Here is an 18,397-nt window from a genome sequence, read left to right on the forward strand (position 1 = left end):
AGCACCCGATGGCCGTGACCGCCCACCCCACCCAGGAGAGCCCGCCCGTGCAGAAAACTGCCCTCATTCCGTACGCCCACCTCCCACAAGAGCACCATGACCGCCACGTCCTGACCAGTACCGTCGACGTCTTCGGCGCCGCCCACTGGCTGCTGGCCGAACGCGCTCCGCAGCCCGGCGGCGACGTCCTTCCCTTCGACGCGCTGGTCGTTTCTGTCGATCCCGGCGGCAACGTCGAAGTCACCGAGCTGAGCGCCGTGCGAGCCCGCTGGCCGCACCTGGACCGCCTGCCCGAGGGCGGGTTCGTCGTCGCCGCGTCCCGCGCCCGCCGGTACGAGGACGCGAACCAGGTCCAGGTCTTCGACGCGCTCGGCCGCGAGACCTCGTCCTTCTCCGTCGGGGACGCCATCGAGCACCTGCTCGTCGACGAGGCCGACCATATCTGGGTCGGGCACTTCGACGAGAACCCCGCCGGAATCCGCCGCTGGAGCGCCACGGGCCGACCCTCCTGGACGTCAGACGGCGCCCTCATCCCCGGTCTCTTCGACTGCTACGCCCTGAACGTGTCGGGCACCGTCGCCTGGGCATGCCCATACACGGACTTCCCACTCGTCGAGATTCGGCCCAACCGCACCGACCGACCCGTGAGGGTGTGGGCGAACCGCGTACGGGGCGCCCATGCAGTGGCCGTCCACGGTGGGCGGGTCGCCTTCTACGGCGGCTACGGCGAGGAGCGGGACCGACTCGCCCACGGAGAGCTCACCGAAACCTCCGTCGAGCCAACGGACGTCGGCCTGCTCACCCTGCCCAATGGCCTTGCCCCAGGCCGCCGGCGGGTGGTCGGCCGGGGAAGCAGGATCTACGTCCAGGCGGAGCCGTTCACCACGTGGGGCGTGTTCGACCTCAGCGGCTGATACGCAGCACTGGAAAGGCCGTTTCCACCCAGTCGCCGACCACCGGGCGGACGGTCCCGCAAGGAGTCTGCTGCGGCGCATGCCCGCCAGGGTCCAGCGGTCTTCGACCGGTAGGGCGAAATCTTCGACGAGCAGGGACCCGGCGCTCTTGTGCTGCGCTGACTCTTCACGCCGGAGTGGACCCACGGTCGAGACACGGTTGCACTGCCCGGCACGAGCGGGCGGGCCGGCTTGCCCTTGGGGGGAGTCCTGAGCATGGGAGTTGTCCATCCAGGCCAGGTCTCGCGCTCCGTCACACCCGGACCGGTTGCCAGTGGGACTACCGGACTCCCGTCCCGGACACCGCGAATCAGCTCGCGCGTCGCCCTGTGAACAGGTCCTGGTACGACGTGGACTGGAGCTGCAGGGGTGGAGCCAGGTCGCCAAAGGACTTGCCGAAGGCTTGCGGCGACCGCGCCAGTTCCATCAGCACCTGGTCCGCCGCGTCGTCGCCGGCAAGGTTGGGCGCCAGGGCCGCGCAGGCCCGAACGCCCGCATGCGGGTCAGCCAGCCAGGGACGCGTGTCGCCGTCGAGGTGGCCAATGGCGATCACCATCGTCGCCAGGTCGTGCGAGGTATCGGCGGCCCGGACCATCGACGTCAACTGTTCCAGCAGCGCCGGACGTTGTGCGGAGGCTGCGGGATGCCGCGCCAGTGACCCGACAGCTGCGGCGGCGCATGTCCTGCGCCTGGCGCGTTCCGACGCGAGGTGCGGCAGTGTTCGCCGCAGGAGCGCGGGAACCAGGTCGAAGCAGGCGAGCGCCGCCTGATCGAGGACGAGTTCACCCAGTCCCGTGCCGTCCCGCCACATCCGGGCCCTGCCATCCGCATCGGTCGACACGTACGCGGCGGTCCAGGCCCGCAGCTCCGGTACCCGGTCCTCGACCCGAGCACGGAGCTCCGCAGCCCGGTCTCCGAGGTCGGCGGCGACGCCGACCTCGTACAGGTAGGCGAGCATGGCATCGGGCAACGAGGGGTCATCCGGCCCCAGCAGCGGATTGTCCAGGAGCTCGGCGACGAGCAGCGCGGTGGGCGCCGTCGCAGGCCAGGCCTTGCCTTCGCGACGAAGCGTCGCCGACCACAGGTGCGAGTACCCGTCGACGAAAGCCTCCGCATCGTCGCCGAGGAGAGCAGCCAGGTGCCGCGGCGTGTCGTCGGCGGGGCCCGAGGCATGGAAGAGGCCGGCCCACTCCACGTCATGCGTACGGTCATCCACAACGGGGATGGTGCCACAACAGCTCGCCGGGCTCACATTGCCCAGACTCACTCCGGGGCGGCGGACACGTGCACCCAGCCCGGCCCCCGACCCCGGACGCGGACACGCGACCCGCCGACCTCGCTCAACCCGCAATCACGAACCGGACATCAATGTGCGTATCGCTCTCTGAACGCTGATTTCCCCTCCGCACCCGTGGCTGGGGGGGAGTGCGGGCCCGTCCAGCAGCCTGCACCGCCCCTGTCGCGGATGCGTCATAGCGGTGCTGACCGTCGGCATGCTCGGCGTGCGGCAGGCCCGCGTCAGCCGATCTGTTCGGCCAGGGCGACGATGATGCCTGCGGGGCCGCGGAGGTTGCAGAGCCGGTAGATGTTCTCGTACTGCGCCACCTCGCCGAGGAGTTCGGCGCCGTGGGTGCGCAGGCGGGCGATGGTGTCGTCGATGTCGTCGACGGCGAACATGACGCGATGCAGGCCCAGCGTGTTGGGCGGAGGGTTCCGCGGCTCGGCGTCGGATACCGCGGGGGTGTGGAATTTGGTCAGCTCCAGTTTGCTGTGGCCGTCCGGGGTCCGCATCATCGCGATGTCGCTCCGGACGCCGTCGAGTCCGACGGTGCGGTCCGCATAAAGGCCTTCGATCTGCGCCTTGCCTTCCAGCTCCATGCCGAGCTCGGTGAAGAAGGCGACGGCCGCGTCCAGATCGTCGACGACGATGGCGACGTTGTCCATCCGCAGAATAGTCATGTCTCCGAGCCTAACGACTCGATGCGCCGAGGCGCGGCGGGCGGCCGGTGCCGGGCCCGATGACCAGCTGGTCTTCGTCGACCGGGTGCTGATCACCCTGCTCCACCTGCCTCTGCGGCCACTGCACGCGGCGCCGGCCGAGCTGTACGGAGCGACCCGGCCCACCGTTACCCGTGCCATCCACGAGATCCGTCCTCTGCCGGCCCGGCGCGGCGGCATGCCGCTGCAGCGGGACCCCGGACGGCACGAGTCCCCCCGAGACCCACGCCACCATCGCCGGCCTGGTCTCGGACCGCACCGCCCGCAGCCCGACCCGGCACATCACCGGGGCTCTCGACACCGCTTGGCCGGACACGGGGGCCGGAACTCTTCGAACCGGCGCCCGGCCGCTCACTATTGCTTCTCGACGTCCTTCACCGAGGACGGCCCCAACTGCTTGGCGCTGGCGTACTCCGGCATCGTCATGGGCTTGTCGAACAGGAAGAACGACTGGTTCGTGCCGACCGTGAACTCCATGTACGCGTTCGTCGTCGCGTCGAAGCCGTAGTAGGCGTTGCAGGTCGAACCGGAGGTGTACGTGCCGTCCATGCCTGGCTGCGCGAGGACCGCGACGCCGTTGGAGGTGGACTCCACCCGCTCCGTCGGCGTGAGCATCTTGCAGCGCGGCACCGGCAGGCCCTTCATGATGAAGTACCCGTACTCGCCGTTGGCGTTCTGGATGTAGACGTAGGAGAGTTTGCCCCGCTGCCCCCACGTCTTGACCCACTGGTTGATCGCCTCGCGGGTCGGCGAGTACTCCATGCGGCCCGCCGGCTGCTGGGCCACGAGGCGGTCGTAGTTGTCCTGCTTGGCCTTGTTCTCCTTGTCCTGGCTGGACTCGGTGCAGGACGTCAGGACGAGACCCACAACGAGCGCGACGAGGGTGGCCAGGGCCATGCGTGCGTACTTCTTCATGCGGTGCTGCCCTCTTCCCGGATTGAGGTGCGGATCAGTTGGTGCACGTCGTGCGCTCGGCGGTGGCATCCAGCCGGTACGGCAGATCCTTGTCACGGAAGGGCGCGCGGTGCTCCTGGGCGGCCTTCGAGTTGTAGGCGTTGACCGACTCGATCCGCGTGGCCTTCAGCGCGGTGATCGACTGGTCGATCTGCGTCGTGCGGATCTCCGAAGCGGCCTTCCGCTCCTCCCGGAGCGCCTGGATCGTCCCTTCGGCGTTCTGCACGGCCGCGCACAGATCGAAGAACTCCTCGTAGGTGGTCTGACGGAACTCGCCCGAAGCGACGGTGTTCTCGCGCTCGTCCGCCTCACCGCGGAACGGGGCGGTGATCCACCCCGCGCCGCCGAAGGCGAACACCCCGATCACGTACAACACCGCCAGGGCGACAACTCCGCCGACGGCCCATGCGCCTAACCGTGCCCCCTCGCGTAGCTGCCCCATGGCCATCCCCCTTCACATGTGGCTCCGCGGCGTCGAACCACCTCTTGCGAAGGAGGACACGGCACCCGGGTGAAACGGTTCCGCTGGCGCGAGCGTCAGGAACGAGCCACTGCCGGCACACGGTCCGCTCGGCCAGGCGGCGTCGGCACGCCACGCCCGACCGGTAACCGAGTTCCTGCGGCGAGGGTTTCCCGGAGTTCTCGGTCCGCAGCGCACATGTGCGTGCGACGGGCCGCCGCGTCCCCGCATCCGCGACGTCGAGAACCAGGGCTCCACCCGTGTGATGGCCAAGCTCGGCAGGGCTCACGATCGCACGACGGCCGTGCCCGGTATCGGGCAGCCGGTGCGGGTCACCGCGATCACGCCGGAGCGGTACGCGGCGGCGCGGCAGGGGTTACGCCCGGCGCCCGTCAGACCCCGCCCGCTGTGGCCGGGTTGGGGGCGGGCCGGCTGCGCATCGGCCGGGGAACTGCCATAGGGTTCGGCGCGGACCGGCTCGTTCGGTCAGTTGCGGTACAGGGCAGTTCAGTTCAGGTCAGATCAGGTCGCAGTCAGGCAATCGCCCGACAGGCACGTGCAGGGGAGCACCAGCGTGAGTCTCATCAAGAAGGCATTCGAAGTCATCGAGAAGGGCTTTGACGCGGGCGGTGACGCCATCCACGACTTCACCGTCAACCGCCGCACGGCCGAGCTCTTCCTGAAGCTGGGTGTCGCGGTCTACGCCGAGCAGCGCCTCGGCGGCTCGCACGAGCCGGTGGAGCGGATGTTCGAGGCCCTGGAGGGCCATGTCGCCGAGAACGGCGAGGTGGAGCTCGACCACCTCAAGGAGGCCCACGAGGTCCTGGGCGAGGCGTTCGTGGCCAAGCACACCGCGGAGATCGAGGCGGCGGAGGCCGCCGAGGCCAAGGCCGTCGAGGAAGCCAAGGCCGCCGCTGCCGCCGCTGCCGCCGTGACTCCCGCGGCTCCCGTGGCGGCCCCCGCGGTTCCGGCACAGGCCCCCGCTCCTGCCGCTCCCGTCGAGGAGGCCGCCGCCCCCGTCGCCCCGGCGGAGGCCCCCGCGCCCGCCCCGGCTCCGGCTCCGGCTCCGGCTCCCGCTCCGGCTCCGGCTCCGGCTCCGGCTCCCGCTCCGGCTCCGGCTCCGGCTCCGGCGGAGCCCACCCCCGCCGGCTGACCCCCGAGCGAGGGCCCGGCGGACGTCGTCTCGGCGGATTCCCGGGATCGCCGCAACACCTGATCACTGGCGTGTGCGGCTAGGAGCGCAAGCAGCGGCTCGGCTGGGAGTTCCCGGCCGAGCCGCTGCTGCATCGTCGGCGGGAATGCTCCCATAGCCCCGTCCCTCCATGGATAGGGCAAGAACGAAGGCTCATGAACGACCGATCGGACTGGCCGACGGACAAACTGTCCGCGCTCCGCCTCGGCAGGAGGCTGGTTGCGGAAGTCCCGGCATCGCGGTGGCGGGACACCGCAGTCGGTGGGCTTCCGGGCCTCCGTGCTCCGCCGCGGAGCGGGCCAAGCAGGGAAGGTAAGTGAGGTGCCGGCAGTCGCCGGAAAGCCCGCACTACCCTGGTCCCAGGGGGCGAAGCGCGCGCGTTGGGGGCGAAGATGAAGCGCTTGGTCGGAAGATGCACGGAAGCGGCTTACGTGGTGTTGACCGGAGGTCTGGCCGTAGCGGGAGCCGTCGACGAACGAGCTGCCTTCTACCTGGCCGCCGTCGCGTTGACCCTCCCCTCGGGCGCCGTCGCCCTTCCGGCGATGTACGGGGGTTATGCGGCGATCTCGGCGATCGGCTCGATCTGGGCTCCTGCCGCCGGCCCGGACGGGACGGAGGCCGGCTGGCTGAGCCTCGGCAGCGCAACTCTGAACGTGGCCCTGTTGACCTGCGCCGCGATCGCCAATGTCGCCCTGCTGCGACGCATGTCGCGCCATCGGCGCCCGTCCCACCGCTGAGCAGCCTCCGAGGCCCTCGGGGAGACGACCCTCGGCCGCACCCTCTTGGTGGGGTTCCGGGCCGCTGTGCCACGCCCGAAGGGAGGTCCGCTCGTGTGACGACCGGACCGGCCCGGACCAGGCCCCGCCCGCGGCCCCGGCACGGCCGGGGCGGCGCGCCATCACGCCCACGGACGCCCGCCGTCCTGCGGCCGGCTCCGGGCGGCTGCGGGACGGCGGGCGAGCCGGACTCAGACCGGCGTGGAGAAGCGGCGGCAGACGTGGACCCGGGCGAACTCGCCCCGCAGTCGCTCTTCGTCGGCGAGCGTGGCGTGCAGGAACAGTGCGATGGGCCGCAGGCCTGCTCGGGCAGCCTCGATCGCGTGGCCGGGTTCACCGGACGAGGTGCAGTGATTGGCGTAGACGTGCAGGTAGTGGTCGCTCTCGGCGAAGCCCATCGCCCGATACCAGGCCAGGGTGTCCGCGTCGTCGCGTGTCCAGGCGTCCAGCGTGGAAGCCCCGGCGGCCCGGGCCCGCGAGCGGGTCTTCTCCAGCAGTCTGCGGCCGATGCCGCGGTGCTGGTGGTCGGGGTGGACTGCGACGGTGTCGATGGTGGCCAGATGGCCCTCGACGCTGGTGTCCATGATCCCGACGATGCGGTCGTGCTCGTCGACCGCGACCAGGTCCAGGCCCGGGCCCGACGTGCCGGGCCTGGCCTGCAGGACGTCGTCGAAGTAGGCGGTGGTCAAGAAGGCCAGCACCCGGCAGTGCAGCCAGGCGGTCTCATCGGCGGGCGTGTACTCGCGGACGGTGTAGTTCACGGTCGTGATCCTCTGCAGGCGTGGTGGTGTGCGGACGGTGGCTGCAGAGGCGAGAGATCATGCCGCAGATCCTGACCGACCCCGCGGACGGGCGGCAAGCGAGTTTCCCGCTCCCGCGGACCCGGTGCCGGCTACCTGGGGTCGGCCGCTGGTGCCGGCAGGGCGGCGCGGCTGACCCGGCATGCGAAACGCCCGGTCACCAGGCCCTCCTGGCTCCAACGGCGCCTGGCCACCTCCGCCGCCACGGCAACCGCCACCACCGCGTCCGCGATCCGTCACCCGGCAGGTGGCGGCGGCACCGGATCATCGGTCAAGGCCACCAGCACTGTCGTGAACAGCGACCGACCGTGTCCGCGGGACGCCCCAGTTCGGCGGCGATCCGGCGGTGCCCCCAGCCGCCGGCGGCCATCTCCAGCCCCGCGCACGTCAGCCCCGCACCGAACCGGTCCCGGATCCTACGAGGCCGCGCATGCCCCGGCCGGGCGCACCCCGGACAGGCCAACGAACGACGGCAGCAACGGGGTGGGCGGCTCACAGAGTTCATCAGGAACCAGACGCTTCGATGGATCAGCGCCCACGACCGGCATCGCACCGCACGAACATCACGTCACGTGAGACAACCTCTAAGCCTTGACTGGTGCGGCCGACCTGGCGGCCTGCTCGATCTTCGCGCAGTGGGCTGCACGGGCTTCCTCGTCGATCTGCTGCTCGTGTTCGGCGCGCAACCCGGTCCGGCCGTCGAGGCCCTCGCGCAGGATATCGGCGTGCCCGGCATGCCGGATGGACTCGCCGAGGACGTGGACCATGATGGCGAACAGGTTCGTGTCGGCATAAGGCTCCGGCCACCACGGCACGTGGCCGGGGGCGTCGAGGGGAAGCTCGTTGATCGTCGCGTCCGAGTGTTCCCACGTGCGCCGGTAGAACCCGATGATCTGATCGCGGGTCTCGTCCTCGGTCGCCCACAGATCGCTGCCGTTGGAGTCCTGCCACCGGGGCAGCGGTTCCGGGGAAGGGCGGTCGAATACCTCGCCAAAGTACCTGGCCTCGACGGTGGCCACGTGTTTGACCAGGCCGAGGAGGTTGGTCCCGGTCGCTGTCAAAGGTCGGCGGGCGTCGTATTCGGACAAGCCGTCGAGTTTCCAGAGAAGCGCCTTGCGGTCCCGCCGTAGTCTCCCGAACAGGTTGTCTTTCGCGAATTCATCGATCATGCGGCATGAGCCTGCCATGGGCTGCTCGTGGTCTCAAGATCCCGTACGTGGTCCGCGACGACTGGCAGAGCCGAGGCCTGGCCATGACCGCCCGCCCTGACCTGCTACAAGAAGCTCGCGGAACGTGCCACGCGCTGAGGAACGGCAGCACTATGCGGTTTCGTTCTCCCGTCTCCCATGGCGCCCCGATGGCTGAACGCTGGGGGTCTGCACCATCAACGCCGATCTCACCGAGAGCCGGCGGGAGCGGGAGCGCCTGGCGGTTCTCGGTGGGGCGGGCACGCGTTTGGGCAGCACCCTGGATCTGATGCAGACCGGTCAAGAACTGGCCGATCTTGCCGTGCCCCTCGCCGACTTCGTAGCCGTGAACCTGGAGCACTCGGTTCCATTGGGCCAGGGGCCCCCGGCGTGCATCGGCTCGATCGGCGAACGCTTCCCCGTTCTTCAGCGGGCCGGCGTGGCATCGGTCCGCCCGACCGGCGAGTCCCGGCTCGTACCGAAACCGGACACCTCTGCGGGCTCATGGGTCGTCAGACGCCGGAGATGGCGCAAAGGGTCCGGGAGACCGGGATCCTCTCGGTGATGGTCGTGCCCATCCGTGCGCGGCGCGTACCGCCGGGGCTGGCCTCGTTCGTCCGCACCGAGAATCCGACACCGTTCCAGAAGGACGATCCGCTCCTGGCCCAAGAGGTCGTCAGCCGCGCCGTGGTGGTCGTCGCCAGAGTGCTCCCCTACGCTTCGGCACCCGGGATCGGGGCCTCCATGAGCACGAGACGCTCGCCCCCATGCGGATAGAGGTGAGGGGTGCCGGACGGGGCGGCCCGTCGATTCGGACCGCCCCGTCGAACGATGCTCAGCGCCAGCCGAGTTCCGGTGCCACGTGGGTGAGGATGCTGTCCAGCACATGGGCGTTGTAGTCGACCCCGAGCTGGTTCGGGATGGTCAGCAGCAGGGTGTCCGCGGCCTGGATCGCCTCGTCGTCCCGCAGCAGCTTCACCAGTTCCTCCGGCTCCGCGGCGTAGGAGCGCCCGAAGACGGCCCGGGTCGTGTCGTCGATCATGCCGACCTGGTCCCGGGAACCGCGGTCGCGGCCGAAGTAGGCCCGGTCGAGGTCGTTGGTCAGGGCGAAGATGCTGCGGCTGACCGACACCCGGGGCTCCCGGGTGTGGCCCGCCTTCCGGTACGCCTCGCGGTACGCCTCGATCTGCTTGCGCTGCTGGACGTGCAGCGGCTCGCCCGTCTCGTCGTTCTTCAGCGTCGAGCTCTGCAGGTTCATCCCCAGCTCGGCGGCCCAGACGGCGGTCGCGTTCGATGCCGAGCCCCACCAGATCCGGTCGCGCAGCCCCTCGGAGTGCGGTTCGATCCGCAGCAGCCCGGGCGGGTTGGGGAACATCGGGCGCGGGTTGGGGGTGGCGAAACCCTCGCCGCCGAGGACCGTGAGGAACGCCTCGGTGTGCCGGCGGGCCATGTCGGCGTCCGACTCGCCCGGCGCGGGGTGGTAGCCGAACAGGCGCCAACCCTCCACCACCTGTTCCGGTGAGCCGCGGCTGATGCCCAGTTGCAGCCGACCGGCCGATATGAGGTCGGCGGCGCCCGCGTCCTCGGCCATGTACAGCGGGTTCTCGTAGCGCATGTCGATCACGCCGGTGCCGATCTCGATCTTCGAGGTCCGCGCGCCGATCGCCGCGAGCAGCGGGAACGGGCTGGCCGCCTGCCGGGCGAAGTGGTGCACGCGGAAGTACGCACCGTCCACGCCGAGCTCCTCGGCGGCGACCGCGAGATCGATCGACTGGTGCAGGACATCCGCGGCCGACCGGGCCCGGGAATGCTCGCTGGGCGACCAGTGGCCGAAGGAGAGGAATCCGATTTTCTTCACATCATGTCCAGCGGTTGGAGGTTTCGTTCGATTCCCGCCCCCGTTCATTTCTCCAGGTCGGGGAACGGTACGAGGTCAAACGCGGCCAGTACCTCGGCGACGGCGGTGCGTGCTCTCCTCCGGCGTCGGGGACGGCGGCACGCCCGGTGTGCGTCCCGGCCCGAGGTCATGAACCGCTCGGCTGGCGGGCCGGGTGCAAGGGCGGCCACAGCGCGCATCGATGCCCCCGGTTGGCCATCCCGTACCGGATGCCATGTACGTGCATCAGGTTGCTGGCCCGGACGGTGAAGGGGCGGTCGCCATCCGGGAACGACGCAGCCGGCAGTGCGTAGCAGGTCTCACTGGTGTGGTGTCCGTACCCGTCCTGCGCAGCGTCGACGTGACCGGCCTGATGTCAGCTGGGCTGGGCCGTCGGCATGATGAAGACCTGCGGGAGATTGACCCTCAGCGGCATGGAGGCGATGAAGCCAACCGTCTGCGCGATGTCGTCCGACTGGAGCCAGTCCATGGTCTCCTTCGACCCCTCCAGCCACGCGCTGGCGCCGGGGTCAGTGACGTGCTCCTGCAGCTCCGTGCCCACGATCCCGGGCTCGATTGCGGAAACCCGCACGCGCTTCGGGCCCAGCTCCACCCGGAGGTGCTTCGACAAGTGCGAGACGAACGCCTTGGTGCCGGCGTAGACGGCGAAGGTCGGGTAGAGGTTCTGTGCGGCGCTCGACGAGGTGTTGATCAGGTCGGCGACGCCGCGCTCGGTGGCCGCCTCGACCAACTGCGGCGTGAACGCGCCGATGACGTTCATCAGTCCGGAGATGTTCAGGTCGATCTGGCGCTGCCATTGGTCGGCGCGCAGCTCCTCGACGGGCGCGGGCAGCATGACGCCGGCGTTGTTGAACAGCAGATCCGCGCCACCGAGGTCGTTCTTGACCTGGTCGGCGGCGGCACCCACGGCCTGGGCGTCGGTCACGTCCGTGGCGATCGCCAGTGCGGTGCCGCCGTTCTTTTCGATGCGGGAGACCAGCTCGGCGAGCCGATCCCCGCGCCGGGCCAGCACGGCGACCTTGGCTCCCAGCGATGCCAGGTGTTCAGCGGTCGCTTCGCCGATACCGCTGGAGGCGCCGGTGACGACGGCCACTCGGCCGACGAGCGGAGTAACAGAGGTCTGCGAGGTCATTGAGGGATTACCTTCCGTGGAACCTTCGGGGGGCGGTCGCTCATCCGGGCCGCTCATCCAGCACACCACCACCAGACCCCCTGCCAGGACCGCGTGCGGCACCCTGCCGAGGCTGGTACCGACAGGACCACCCAAACCGGGTATCCGGCACACACAGGGCGCCACACTGGGTGTATGGACACGCGAAGCGAGCTCGCCGACTTCCTGCGTACCCGGCGCAGCCGATTGACCCCTGACCAGGCAGGGGTGCCCGAGGACGGCCGCACACGCCGGGTTCCGGGACTGCGTCGGGAGGAGGTCGCCCGACTCGCCGGGGTGAGCACCGAGTACTACATACGGCTCGAACAGGGTCGAGCCGGGAACCCGTCACCGGAGGTCCTTGAGGCCTTGGGCGGGGCCCTGCACCTGGACGCGACCGAGAGGGAACACCTGAAGGATCTGCTGGCCCGGCCGAGCGCGGCCACGCGTCGCGCCCCCACCGGCCCGCAGCGGATCCGCCCGGGTCTGCTCCTGATGCTGGAGACGCTGCAGCACGTGCCGGCGTACGTCCTGGGTCGGCGGACCGACGTCCTGGCATCGAACCGACTGGCGCGAGCCGTCCTCACCGATTTCGACGCCCTGCCCGTACCGGCGCGGAACCTGGCTCGCTACTACCTGCTGGACCCCTCCGCCCGGCAGACCGTCGGCGACTGGGAACGCATCGCTGCCGAAACCGTGGGCATACTCCGCCTCGAGGCCGGGCGCCGGCCCCATGACCGGCAACTGGCCGACCTGGTGGGCGAACTCATGCTGCGGTCTCCTGAGTTCACGACCTGGTGGAACGATCACCGGGTGCTGCGTTGCACCCACGGCGCCAGGGCTCATCATCACCCCGTCGTCGGTGACCTGCACTTCGTCTTCGAGTCCTTCCCAGTCCCCGGGGACGCGGAACAGACCCTGTACGTCTACAACGTGGAACCGGGCTCCCCAACCGAACAGGCACTGCGCCTGCTCGAGTCCTGGAACGCACCCGCCCCTGATCACAGGCCGATTCGCCCCACTCCGCCCCCGGCCTGACGCCACAGAGCCCTCAGCCGCGGCAGGAACCGTGAAAGGAGCGGTTCCCCCCGATCGACCGAGGAGGAACCTCCGATCGGCGAGTGGCCGCCCCTTACGTGCGGCCTACGAATTCCGTCGAATCAGTAGCTGGCGTTTCTCAAATAAATTCATGCGGGCGCTGCAGAAGCGGCTTCGAGTCCGAGCACGGGCATTTTGAGCTTGCCCTTTTCTGAGAGGATGCGCCGATTGCCGTCTGCGTCCTTCCCGAAAGTCCGATAAGGCTTGAGGCCCGACTGCATGGCTCCCGGAGCAATGCAGTCGGCGACGTAAAGCTCCGCGTCGATATTGAGATGTCATCGTTGCGTAGGTATGGGAAACTCGCTGCTGGCGATGAGCGTCTCGGCTTCGGTGCCCGGTATCGGAGCCTCCACGAGCACGAGGCGCTTGACGTGACGGGGGTAGAGGGTGGCGTAGGCGTAGCCGACCGATATTCCGGGTCGTGACGGACAAGGGTGATGAGGCTTCTCGCACCGAGATGGTCGAGCAACGCTTTGATGTCACCCGCCATTGTTTGTTTGTCCCACTCGCTCTCAGGCTTCGACGATCCGCTGACCCCCGATAATCGGGAGCCACGACGAACCAGCCATCGGAATGTAGTGGCTCGATGACGTGACGGAATTCCCACCAGGTCACGGACCCCGGTGCCAACGTGTGGCCGGGAGGGTCGAAGGACACCATCGACCGGCTCACACCGGACGACATCGCGCACCTCCGGGAAGTCCGGCGCGTTCGACTGGCTCACGCCCGAAGAAGTCGCACAGCGCATTTCCCGGCTCTTATCGATCCGGCTCCTGGACGCAATAGACGACGCTGGCCCACATGTCCACAGCCACGACGGCAAGCACGTGATCTCTGCCTAAGTGCAGTTGACATCTGACGCCCTACGCCCAACCATCAGGCCGGAGATCGAGTCGGGGCCTTGGCTCTGCGGCCTCGCCCCACGGACTTCCCTGGAGGAGGATCATGGGCGCGGTTGTCGTCTTCGCGATCATGTTCATCGGGGGCGCAGTGTTGGCGGCGGACTACCGCGATTCAGTCCACAGGTTCCTGGACTTCTGGAGCATCCTGCTCGACGGCAGGCCCAACGATGTCCTCCCACGCGGCTTCGCCCGTGCCTTCGGAGCCTTCTGGGCCTTCATGGGCGCCACGGGGATCGTCGCCCTGACGGTGAACGCCGTCACCGGCCACTGAGCTGGCCGCCGCCGACACCGCTTGCCTGGCTTGGCTGTGCGCGTCTGACAGGCGTGCGCAGGCAGGGCCGGGGCCATGCCGGTGGAGTTGAGCGCGGTCGAGCAGCGACATCACGCGGTCATGGAGGCCGTCGCGGGGGTCGGCGACTCAATTCGCGGCTCGATATTCGTACATGTCCACCCAGAAGTGCACCAACTGCCCAGACCGCGGCCCATCGCCTCGTGGTCGACCGGGACGCCGGTCGATGCCCACCGGTCGCCGGCGGCGCCGCCGCTGTACGGCGGGCCCGGCTTCCATCCTGATCAGGACTGAGCGGCGGCGGCTCAGCGGTGAGGGATGCCGCCCAGCACCGAGGGCGACTCCCTGGGAGCGACTCGGGGCCAGTGGGGCGTGAAACAGACGGAAGCCCATATTTTATGATGTCGGTCACAGCGCTCCGCCGACCAACTGGCGCACTTAGTAGACGCGGCGTGGCGGATACCTGAGGGTTTGTCCCTATTTGCCGGAATGTGGATCCCGCCGCACGTCCCGGAGTTCCGCCCGGCCGACCCGCACGCCCGCTGCCCCGCGGTGCAAGGCTTCTGACGTCGCGACAGCTTTCTCTCGCGCCGCCATGTGCGGACTGCAGACCCGCGCACTCCCCCCGGCGAGGTCCTGGGACCTACGAGGCGACGTAGTGGCGGGACCCTTTGCGCTCCCTGTCGAGCCGTTCTAACAATGACCCCCCACAGGACGTCGCTGCAGTTCGGAACCGGTGTTCACGCGGAGTCGACCGCGCACCGGGCGCTCGGCGTCACCGAGTGAGAAGGAGCCCTCACATGAAGTCGTCCCGCACCTCCGCGAGGCTCCTCGCCCTCGCTCTCGGCCTGGGTCTGGCCTCCAGCGCGCTGGGCGTGGCGGTGCCGGCGAGCGCCCAGACGGCAGCCGCCCCGTCCGCTTCCGCAGGTACCTCCGTGGCGCGGTACGACGGGTCGGTTGCGGAGGCCACGAACAACACGGTGTTCTTCAAGGCTGTGCTCAAGTCGGTCGCCGAGAAGCGCGCCGCCCAGCCCAACGCGCAGGCGGTGACCGTCTACTACGACGCCTCCAAGGCACCGACCTTCCGTTCGCAGATAGCGAGCGCGGCCTCGATCTGGAACAGCTCCGAGTCCAACGTCAAGCTCCAAGAGGCGTCGAGCGGTGCCGACTTCTCCTACTACGAGGGCAACGACTCCCGCGGGTCCTACGCCTCCACCAACGGCCATGGAAGCGGCTACATCTTCCTCGACTACACCCAGAACCAGCAGGACGACTCGATCCGCGTCGTCACCCACGAGACCGGGCACGTGCTGGGCCTGCCGGACAACTACAGCGGGCCGTGCAGTGAGCTGATGTCGGGCGGCGGCCCCGGCCCGTCCTGCACCAACCGCTACCCGGACGCCACCGAGCGCTCGCGTGTCGACCAGCTGTGGGCCGGGGGACTCGCGCAGGCCCCGGGCACGGTGAACCAGCCCGGTGACCACCTGAGCCCCGCACCGCCGGTAGGGACCGTGACGCCGGGCCACGGTCCGGGGCGTCCGCGCAGCAGCACGCCCTGGAACTGATCGTGTTCCCGAGTGGGAAGCGGCTCGCTGTCGAGGATGGCTACAGCCACGTGCTCAAGACGCTCGTCTGAGCACTCTTGCAGGCCGGCCGACAGACGCTGGTGCTTTGTACGGCTGTCCTGGGAGGGCGGAGCCAGGAGGCGAAGCCAACCCGTACGCAGGCGGTACCGAATCGACTGTGCCGGTAACCGCCACCGTGAGAGTTCATCCTGGCCCCTGCGGGGCACCGAGGTCGACCCGGCTCATCCCCCTTCCACCCGCGGCATTCGACGCAGGTCAGCTGTACGCAAGTGAGTGACTAGCCTTCATGACGACGGGACAGGGGCCGGGCCTCGGCGACACGGGAAAGCATTGATCATGGGCAGCGAAGTACCCGCGGACTTGCTGGAGATTGTCGATGCGCTGCTGCCGGGCGCTCCCCTGGATCGGGTGCGTCTGGCTGCCGATGGCAATGTCCATCATGTCGTGCTGCTGCCGGGCATCGCGGCCGTGCGGATCAGCAAGCGTCCGTCGGCAGCGGAGGCGCTGCCCCGCCGGATGGAACTGCTACGGGCGATCGGCGCCGCCGGTCTGCCCTTCGCCGTACCGGAGCCGCTCACGCCGGTCGCGGTCTTCGACGGCCGTGCCGCCGTTGCCGTGTCCTGGATCGACGGCGTCGCACTGCCTGAGGATGGAGGGGACCCGGAGCAGATCGGGGAACTCCTGCGGGCCCTGCGGGAAGTCCCCCTCACAGTGGACCTCCGCCAGGCCCTGGCCGCCGCCCAGGACCCAATCCCCACACGGGGCTGGGCCGGCATCCTGGCCGAGGACGTCATCCCCCGCCTGCCCGCGCGGTGGCGCGAGGAAGGCCGGCGCCGCCTCGACGACGCGATCGCCCTGGACCCCGTACCCGACGCGCTCGTCCACGGCGACCTCGCCGGCTCCAACGTCCACTGGAGCCCCGACGGCAAACTCATCGGCGTCCTGGACTGGGACCTCGCCCTGCCCTTCGACCCCGCCATCGACGCCGCCTGCATGGCCTGGCACGGCTGGGACACCATCCGCAACGCCGTCGACCACGCCACCTACCAACGCGCCCGCATCTGGGACCAGACCTTCGGCATCGAGCACCTGATCGCCGTCCTGCCGGGCAAACCTCTGTCCAACGTCGACAGCTACGTCAACCACATCGTCCCCTGGCTCGAACACCACACCCCCTGACAGTCCCACCGCAGGACTGCGTTCGCTGTGCGGCGAGTTCGGCCGGCGTGGGCTCACGTCGCGCTGCCGGCGCCTGATCGGTGCGCTCCGGTTCGCGCGCCGGCACGGCCCGGCGCATCCAGTGTCCGGATCAGCGTCTCGTGGAGCGGGGCGGACACTCCCAGCGTTGGGGGCTCGAGCCGCTTGATGAGGGCCGACCCGCGCCGGAGCAGGGCCAGTGGCTTGCGGTCCAGGCAGACCACGACGTGGTTGGCGGTTGCGGAGTTCTTGGCCGCGGCCTGCAGCAGGGCGTCCGGAAAGGTGTCAGGGGGCTTCCTCGTCTCCCCCGGCCACCGTCCGGGCGAGGCTGTTCAGTGCCGTAGGGTCTCTGCTTGGGGATCGAAGATCAGTCCATGTTCGCGCGCCAGCGCAGCGGCGTATGAGGACACTTCCTCGGCCCTGCTGTACGTCATGACCAGGTACAGGATCGGGCCCGAGGCTTCGTTGACGACCGGTGGTGACGCCCACGGGCTTCGTGGCATGTCATCGGGGTATCGCTCGACGAGCGCCTCGACGTAGGCATCGATGCGTGGCGACGGTGGTACGACCGCGTCCTCCGATTCCAAGTAGCGCCCGTAGAGCTCGTCGTAGATCGCGCCCGCGTCATCGTCATCGAGCGGGCGCGCGCCTTCCCACACCGCCAGGTCGTAACTCACCGCCGCGTCCTTGCAGGTCCCCGCGCGGGTCGGTCAGCCGGGCATGGCCCTGACGGGGCCACATCCTCCATGGACCAAGGACGGAGTATGAGGGCAGGAGCGGATGGCCATGCGCCCCGACGGAGTAAGACGGCCTCATTCTCCGGGCGATCATATGCCGCCACGCCACCGACACCGGCCAGTCGGGTCGCCGTCCACCGCCGCCGCAAAGCCATCGTCGGGGCGCTGGCCCGTGCAGCGGCCCTGTGTGCAGGCACCGGAACTTCATCCTGTCGGGGCCGGCCCGATGGCCGTGACCGGCCCACACTGGTCACAGTCATCGGTCTGCTTGCCTGTCACCGACCCGGGCACCTAGCAGTAGTTGTCGTAGCTGGTGCGGTATGCGAGGTCGTACGCGTCCTTGTAGTCTTCCGTGGCCTTTGCCGGAGCGTACGAGTGCCGGTAGTCGCACTTGAGGGTGAGGGCGTCGCGCTTGCCGTCCTTCGCACCCTTCGTCTTGCCCTCGGAGGCGTCGTTGGCGCCTGCAGGCGTATTGGGAGCCGCCTCACCACGACAGTAGTTGTCGTAGCTGGAGCGGTATGCCAGGTCGTACGCGTCCTTGTAGTCCTCCGTGGCCTTTGCCGGAGCGTACGAGTGCCGGTAGTCGCACTTGAAGTTGAGTCCGTCGCGCTTGCCGTCCTTCGCACCCTTCGTCTTGCCCTCGGAGGCATCGTCCGCAGGAAGGTGCGCGGCTCGCGAGGTAGTCGTTGCCGAGATGTTTGTGGTGTCGGCCGCCGCCTGCGTCATCAGCGCGGGCGAGAACGCCAGTGCTGCCGCGGCGACGGGGCTCGCCATGATCGCGATGCTTCGCTTCGCGCGCATAGCTATCCTCTTTCTTCGAGACATTACGTGCGCATGGCGCCTGAACCTGGCCAGGACACATCCCGGGAGCGGTATCCACACCGCGATGCGCTGGGCACCATGAGGGCCGGTGGCTTCCGGCTTGCGACGCCAACTTCCTCGCGTGCGTAATTGGATTACAGCTGCAATTGTGGCGCCTGTGTTTCGACCGTATCGAGCGATGCGTGCGGTGTCCACTTATGGCCTAATGGCGCATGATTGATGCCTCAACTGCCGTAAAAACACGGCGATGACCAGCAGAAATCTCTGCGTTCGCATTGGTGCCTGCGGCAATTGTCAAAGCCTCATCCATGCACGCCACGGCACCTCTGCGCACCTTCCGACATCGCGCGGATGGCAGCGTGCCCCTCCCATTCCGGGCGGCCCCCGGGCGCGGTCCCC

17 protein-coding genes are annotated in these 18,397 nt (G+C 69.1%); 7 read left to right on the forward strand and 10 right to left on the reverse strand.

Going from position 1 to position 18,397, the window contains the following annotated elements; genetic code table 11:
* Positions 1 to 47: 47 nt before the first annotated feature.
* On the forward strand, positions 48 to 914 hold the full coding sequence (locus PV410_RS19475; RefSeq protein ID WP_500326140.1) for a hypothetical protein: 867 nt from the start codon (positions 48 to 50) through the stop codon (positions 912 to 914).
* 349 nt (positions 915 to 1,263) lie between these two features.
* Here PV410_RS19475 and PV410_RS19480 read toward each other — a convergent pair whose 3' ends face one another.
* The 4 genes from PV410_RS19480 to PV410_RS19495 all read right to left on the reverse strand — a co-directional run bounded on the left by PV410_RS19480 (position 1,264) and on the right by PV410_RS19495 (position 4,353).
* Positions 1,264 to 2,169, reverse strand: a complete 906-nt coding sequence (locus PV410_RS19480) for a hypothetical protein (protein WP_500326141.1) — start codon at positions 2,167 to 2,169, stop codon at positions 1,264 to 1,266.
* A gap of 302 nt (positions 2,170 to 2,471) precedes the next feature.
* Positions 2,472 to 2,912: a VOC family protein gene (locus tag PV410_RS19485; RefSeq protein ID WP_499510022.1), complete on the reverse strand. Its 441-nt coding sequence runs from the start codon at positions 2,910 to 2,912 to the stop codon at positions 2,472 to 2,474.
* Positions 2,913 to 3,305: 393 nt separating this feature from the next.
* On the reverse strand, positions 3,306 to 3,866 hold the full coding sequence (locus PV410_RS19490) for a hypothetical protein (protein WP_500326143.1): 561 nt from the start codon (positions 3,864 to 3,866) through the stop codon (positions 3,306 to 3,308).
* Positions 3,867 to 3,900: 34 nt separating this feature from the next.
* On the reverse strand, positions 3,901 to 4,353 hold the full coding sequence (locus tag PV410_RS19495) for a hypothetical protein (protein WP_500326145.1): 453 nt from the start codon (positions 4,351 to 4,353) through the stop codon (positions 3,901 to 3,903).
* A gap of 586 nt (positions 4,354 to 4,939) precedes the next feature.
* Between PV410_RS19495 and PV410_RS19500 the strand changes: the two genes are divergently transcribed.
* Entirely contained in the window at positions 4,940 to 5,518 is a 579-nt protein-coding gene (locus tag PV410_RS19500; protein ID WP_500326146.1) for a hypothetical protein, read from the forward strand.
* A 470-nt stretch (positions 5,519 to 5,988) separates the two neighbouring features.
* Positions 5,989 to 6,294 (forward strand): hypothetical protein, encoded by a 306-nt coding sequence (locus PV410_RS19505; RefSeq protein WP_500326148.1) that lies wholly within the window; start codon positions 5,989 to 5,991, stop codon positions 6,292 to 6,294.
* A 230-nt stretch (positions 6,295 to 6,524) separates the two neighbouring features.
* Here PV410_RS19505 and PV410_RS19510 read toward each other — a convergent pair whose 3' ends face one another.
* The 4 genes from PV410_RS19510 to PV410_RS19525 all read right to left on the reverse strand — a co-directional run bounded on the left by PV410_RS19510 (position 6,525) and on the right by PV410_RS19525 (position 11,349).
* Positions 6,525 to 7,094: a GNAT family N-acetyltransferase gene (locus PV410_RS19510; protein WP_500326150.1), complete on the reverse strand. Its 570-nt coding sequence runs from the start codon at positions 7,092 to 7,094 to the stop codon at positions 6,525 to 6,527.
* A 623-nt stretch (positions 7,095 to 7,717) separates the two neighbouring features.
* On the reverse strand, positions 7,718 to 8,302 hold the full coding sequence (locus PV410_RS19515; protein ID WP_500326152.1) for a DinB family protein: 585 nt from the start codon (positions 8,300 to 8,302) through the stop codon (positions 7,718 to 7,720).
* A gap of 853 nt (positions 8,303 to 9,155) precedes the next feature.
* Positions 9,156 to 10,178: an LLM class flavin-dependent oxidoreductase gene (locus PV410_RS19520; RefSeq protein WP_500326154.1), complete on the reverse strand. Its 1,023-nt coding sequence runs from the start codon at positions 10,176 to 10,178 to the stop codon at positions 9,156 to 9,158.
* A gap of 394 nt (positions 10,179 to 10,572) precedes the next feature.
* Positions 10,573 to 11,349 carry an SDR family oxidoreductase gene (locus PV410_RS19525; RefSeq protein WP_500326156.1) on the reverse strand — a complete coding sequence of 259 codons (777 nt, stop codon included), beginning with the start codon at positions 11,347 to 11,349 and terminating at the stop codon, positions 10,573 to 10,575.
* Between the two features lie 174 nt (positions 11,350 to 11,523).
* Here PV410_RS19525 and PV410_RS19530 point away from each other — a divergent pair, with 174 nt between their 5' ends.
* The 4 genes from PV410_RS19530 (at position 11,524) to PV410_RS19545 (ending at position 16,421) form a co-directional block, all read left to right on the forward strand.
* Positions 11,524 to 12,405, forward strand: a complete 882-nt coding sequence (locus tag PV410_RS19530; protein ID WP_500326157.1) for a helix-turn-helix transcriptional regulator — start codon at positions 11,524 to 11,526, stop codon at positions 12,403 to 12,405.
* A gap of 1,005 nt (positions 12,406 to 13,410) precedes the next feature.
* Positions 13,411 to 13,638, forward strand: a complete 228-nt coding sequence (locus tag PV410_RS19535; RefSeq protein ID WP_500326158.1) for a hypothetical protein — start codon at positions 13,411 to 13,413, stop codon at positions 13,636 to 13,638.
* Between the two features lie 818 nt (positions 13,639 to 14,456).
* Positions 14,457 to 15,221, forward strand: a complete 765-nt coding sequence (gene snpA, locus PV410_RS19540; RefSeq protein ID WP_500326160.1) for a snapalysin — start codon at positions 14,457 to 14,459, stop codon at positions 15,219 to 15,221.
* 357 nt (positions 15,222 to 15,578) lie between these two features.
* Positions 15,579 to 16,421, forward strand: coding sequence for a phosphotransferase family protein (locus tag PV410_RS19545; RefSeq protein WP_500326161.1), 843 nt, complete (start codon positions 15,579 to 15,581; stop codon positions 16,419 to 16,421).
* Between the two features lie 350 nt (positions 16,422 to 16,771).
* On the opposite strand, the gene PV410_RS19550 is transcribed toward PV410_RS19545, so the two are convergent.
* Together PV410_RS19550 and PV410_RS19555 are read right to left on the reverse strand one after the other, a co-directional pair.
* A complete protein-coding gene (locus PV410_RS19550) occupies positions 16,772 to 17,116 on the reverse strand; it encodes a hypothetical protein (RefSeq protein ID WP_500326163.1) in 345 nt (114 codons plus the stop codon).
* A gap of 351 nt (positions 17,117 to 17,467) precedes the next feature.
* Positions 17,468 to 17,977: a hypothetical protein gene (locus PV410_RS19555; RefSeq protein WP_500326165.1), complete on the reverse strand. Its 510-nt coding sequence runs from the start codon at positions 17,975 to 17,977 to the stop codon at positions 17,468 to 17,470.
* Positions 17,978 to 18,397: the final 420 nt, after the last annotated feature.

Source organism: Streptomyces sp. PA03-5A, assembly GCF_033792725.1.
Classification (GTDB): domain Bacteria; phylum Actinomycetota; class Actinomycetes; order Streptomycetales; family Streptomycetaceae; genus Actinacidiphila.

Bases quoted from the DNA above. Each gene is read 5' to 3' on its own strand.
- PV410_RS19485 (WP_499510022.1), bottom strand. From the start codon at position 2,912: ATGACTATTCTGCGGATGGACAACGTCGCCATCGTCGTCGACGATCTG.
- PV410_RS19490 (WP_500326143.1), bottom strand. From the start codon at position 3,866: ATGAAGAAGTACGCACGCATGGCCCTGGCCACCCTCGTCGCGCTCGTT.
- PV410_RS19495 (WP_500326145.1), bottom strand. From the start codon at position 4,353: ATGGCCATGGGGCAGCTACGCGAGGGGGCACGGTTAGGCGCATGGGCC.
- PV410_RS19515 (WP_500326152.1), bottom strand. From the start codon at position 8,302: ATGATCGATGAATTCGCGAAAGACAACCTGTTCGGGAGACTACGGCGG.
- PV410_RS19525 (WP_500326156.1), bottom strand. From the start codon at position 11,349: ATGACCTCGCAGACCTCTGTTACTCCGCTCGTCGGCCGAGTGGCCGTC.
- PV410_RS19530 (WP_500326157.1), top strand. From the start codon at position 11,524: ATGGACACGCGAAGCGAGCTCGCCGACTTCCTGCGTACCCGGCGCAGC.
- PV410_RS19535 (WP_500326158.1), top strand. From the start codon at position 13,411: ATGGGCGCGGTTGTCGTCTTCGCGATCATGTTCATCGGGGGCGCAGTG.
- snpA (WP_500326160.1), top strand. From the start codon at position 14,457: ATGAAGTCGTCCCGCACCTCCGCGAGGCTCCTCGCCCTCGCTCTCGGC.
- PV410_RS19545 (WP_500326161.1), top strand. From the start codon at position 15,579: ATGGGCAGCGAAGTACCCGCGGACTTGCTGGAGATTGTCGATGCGCTG.
- PV410_RS19555 (WP_500326165.1), bottom strand. From the start codon at position 17,977: ATGCGCGCGAAGCGAAGCATCGCGATCATGGCGAGCCCCGTCGCCGCG.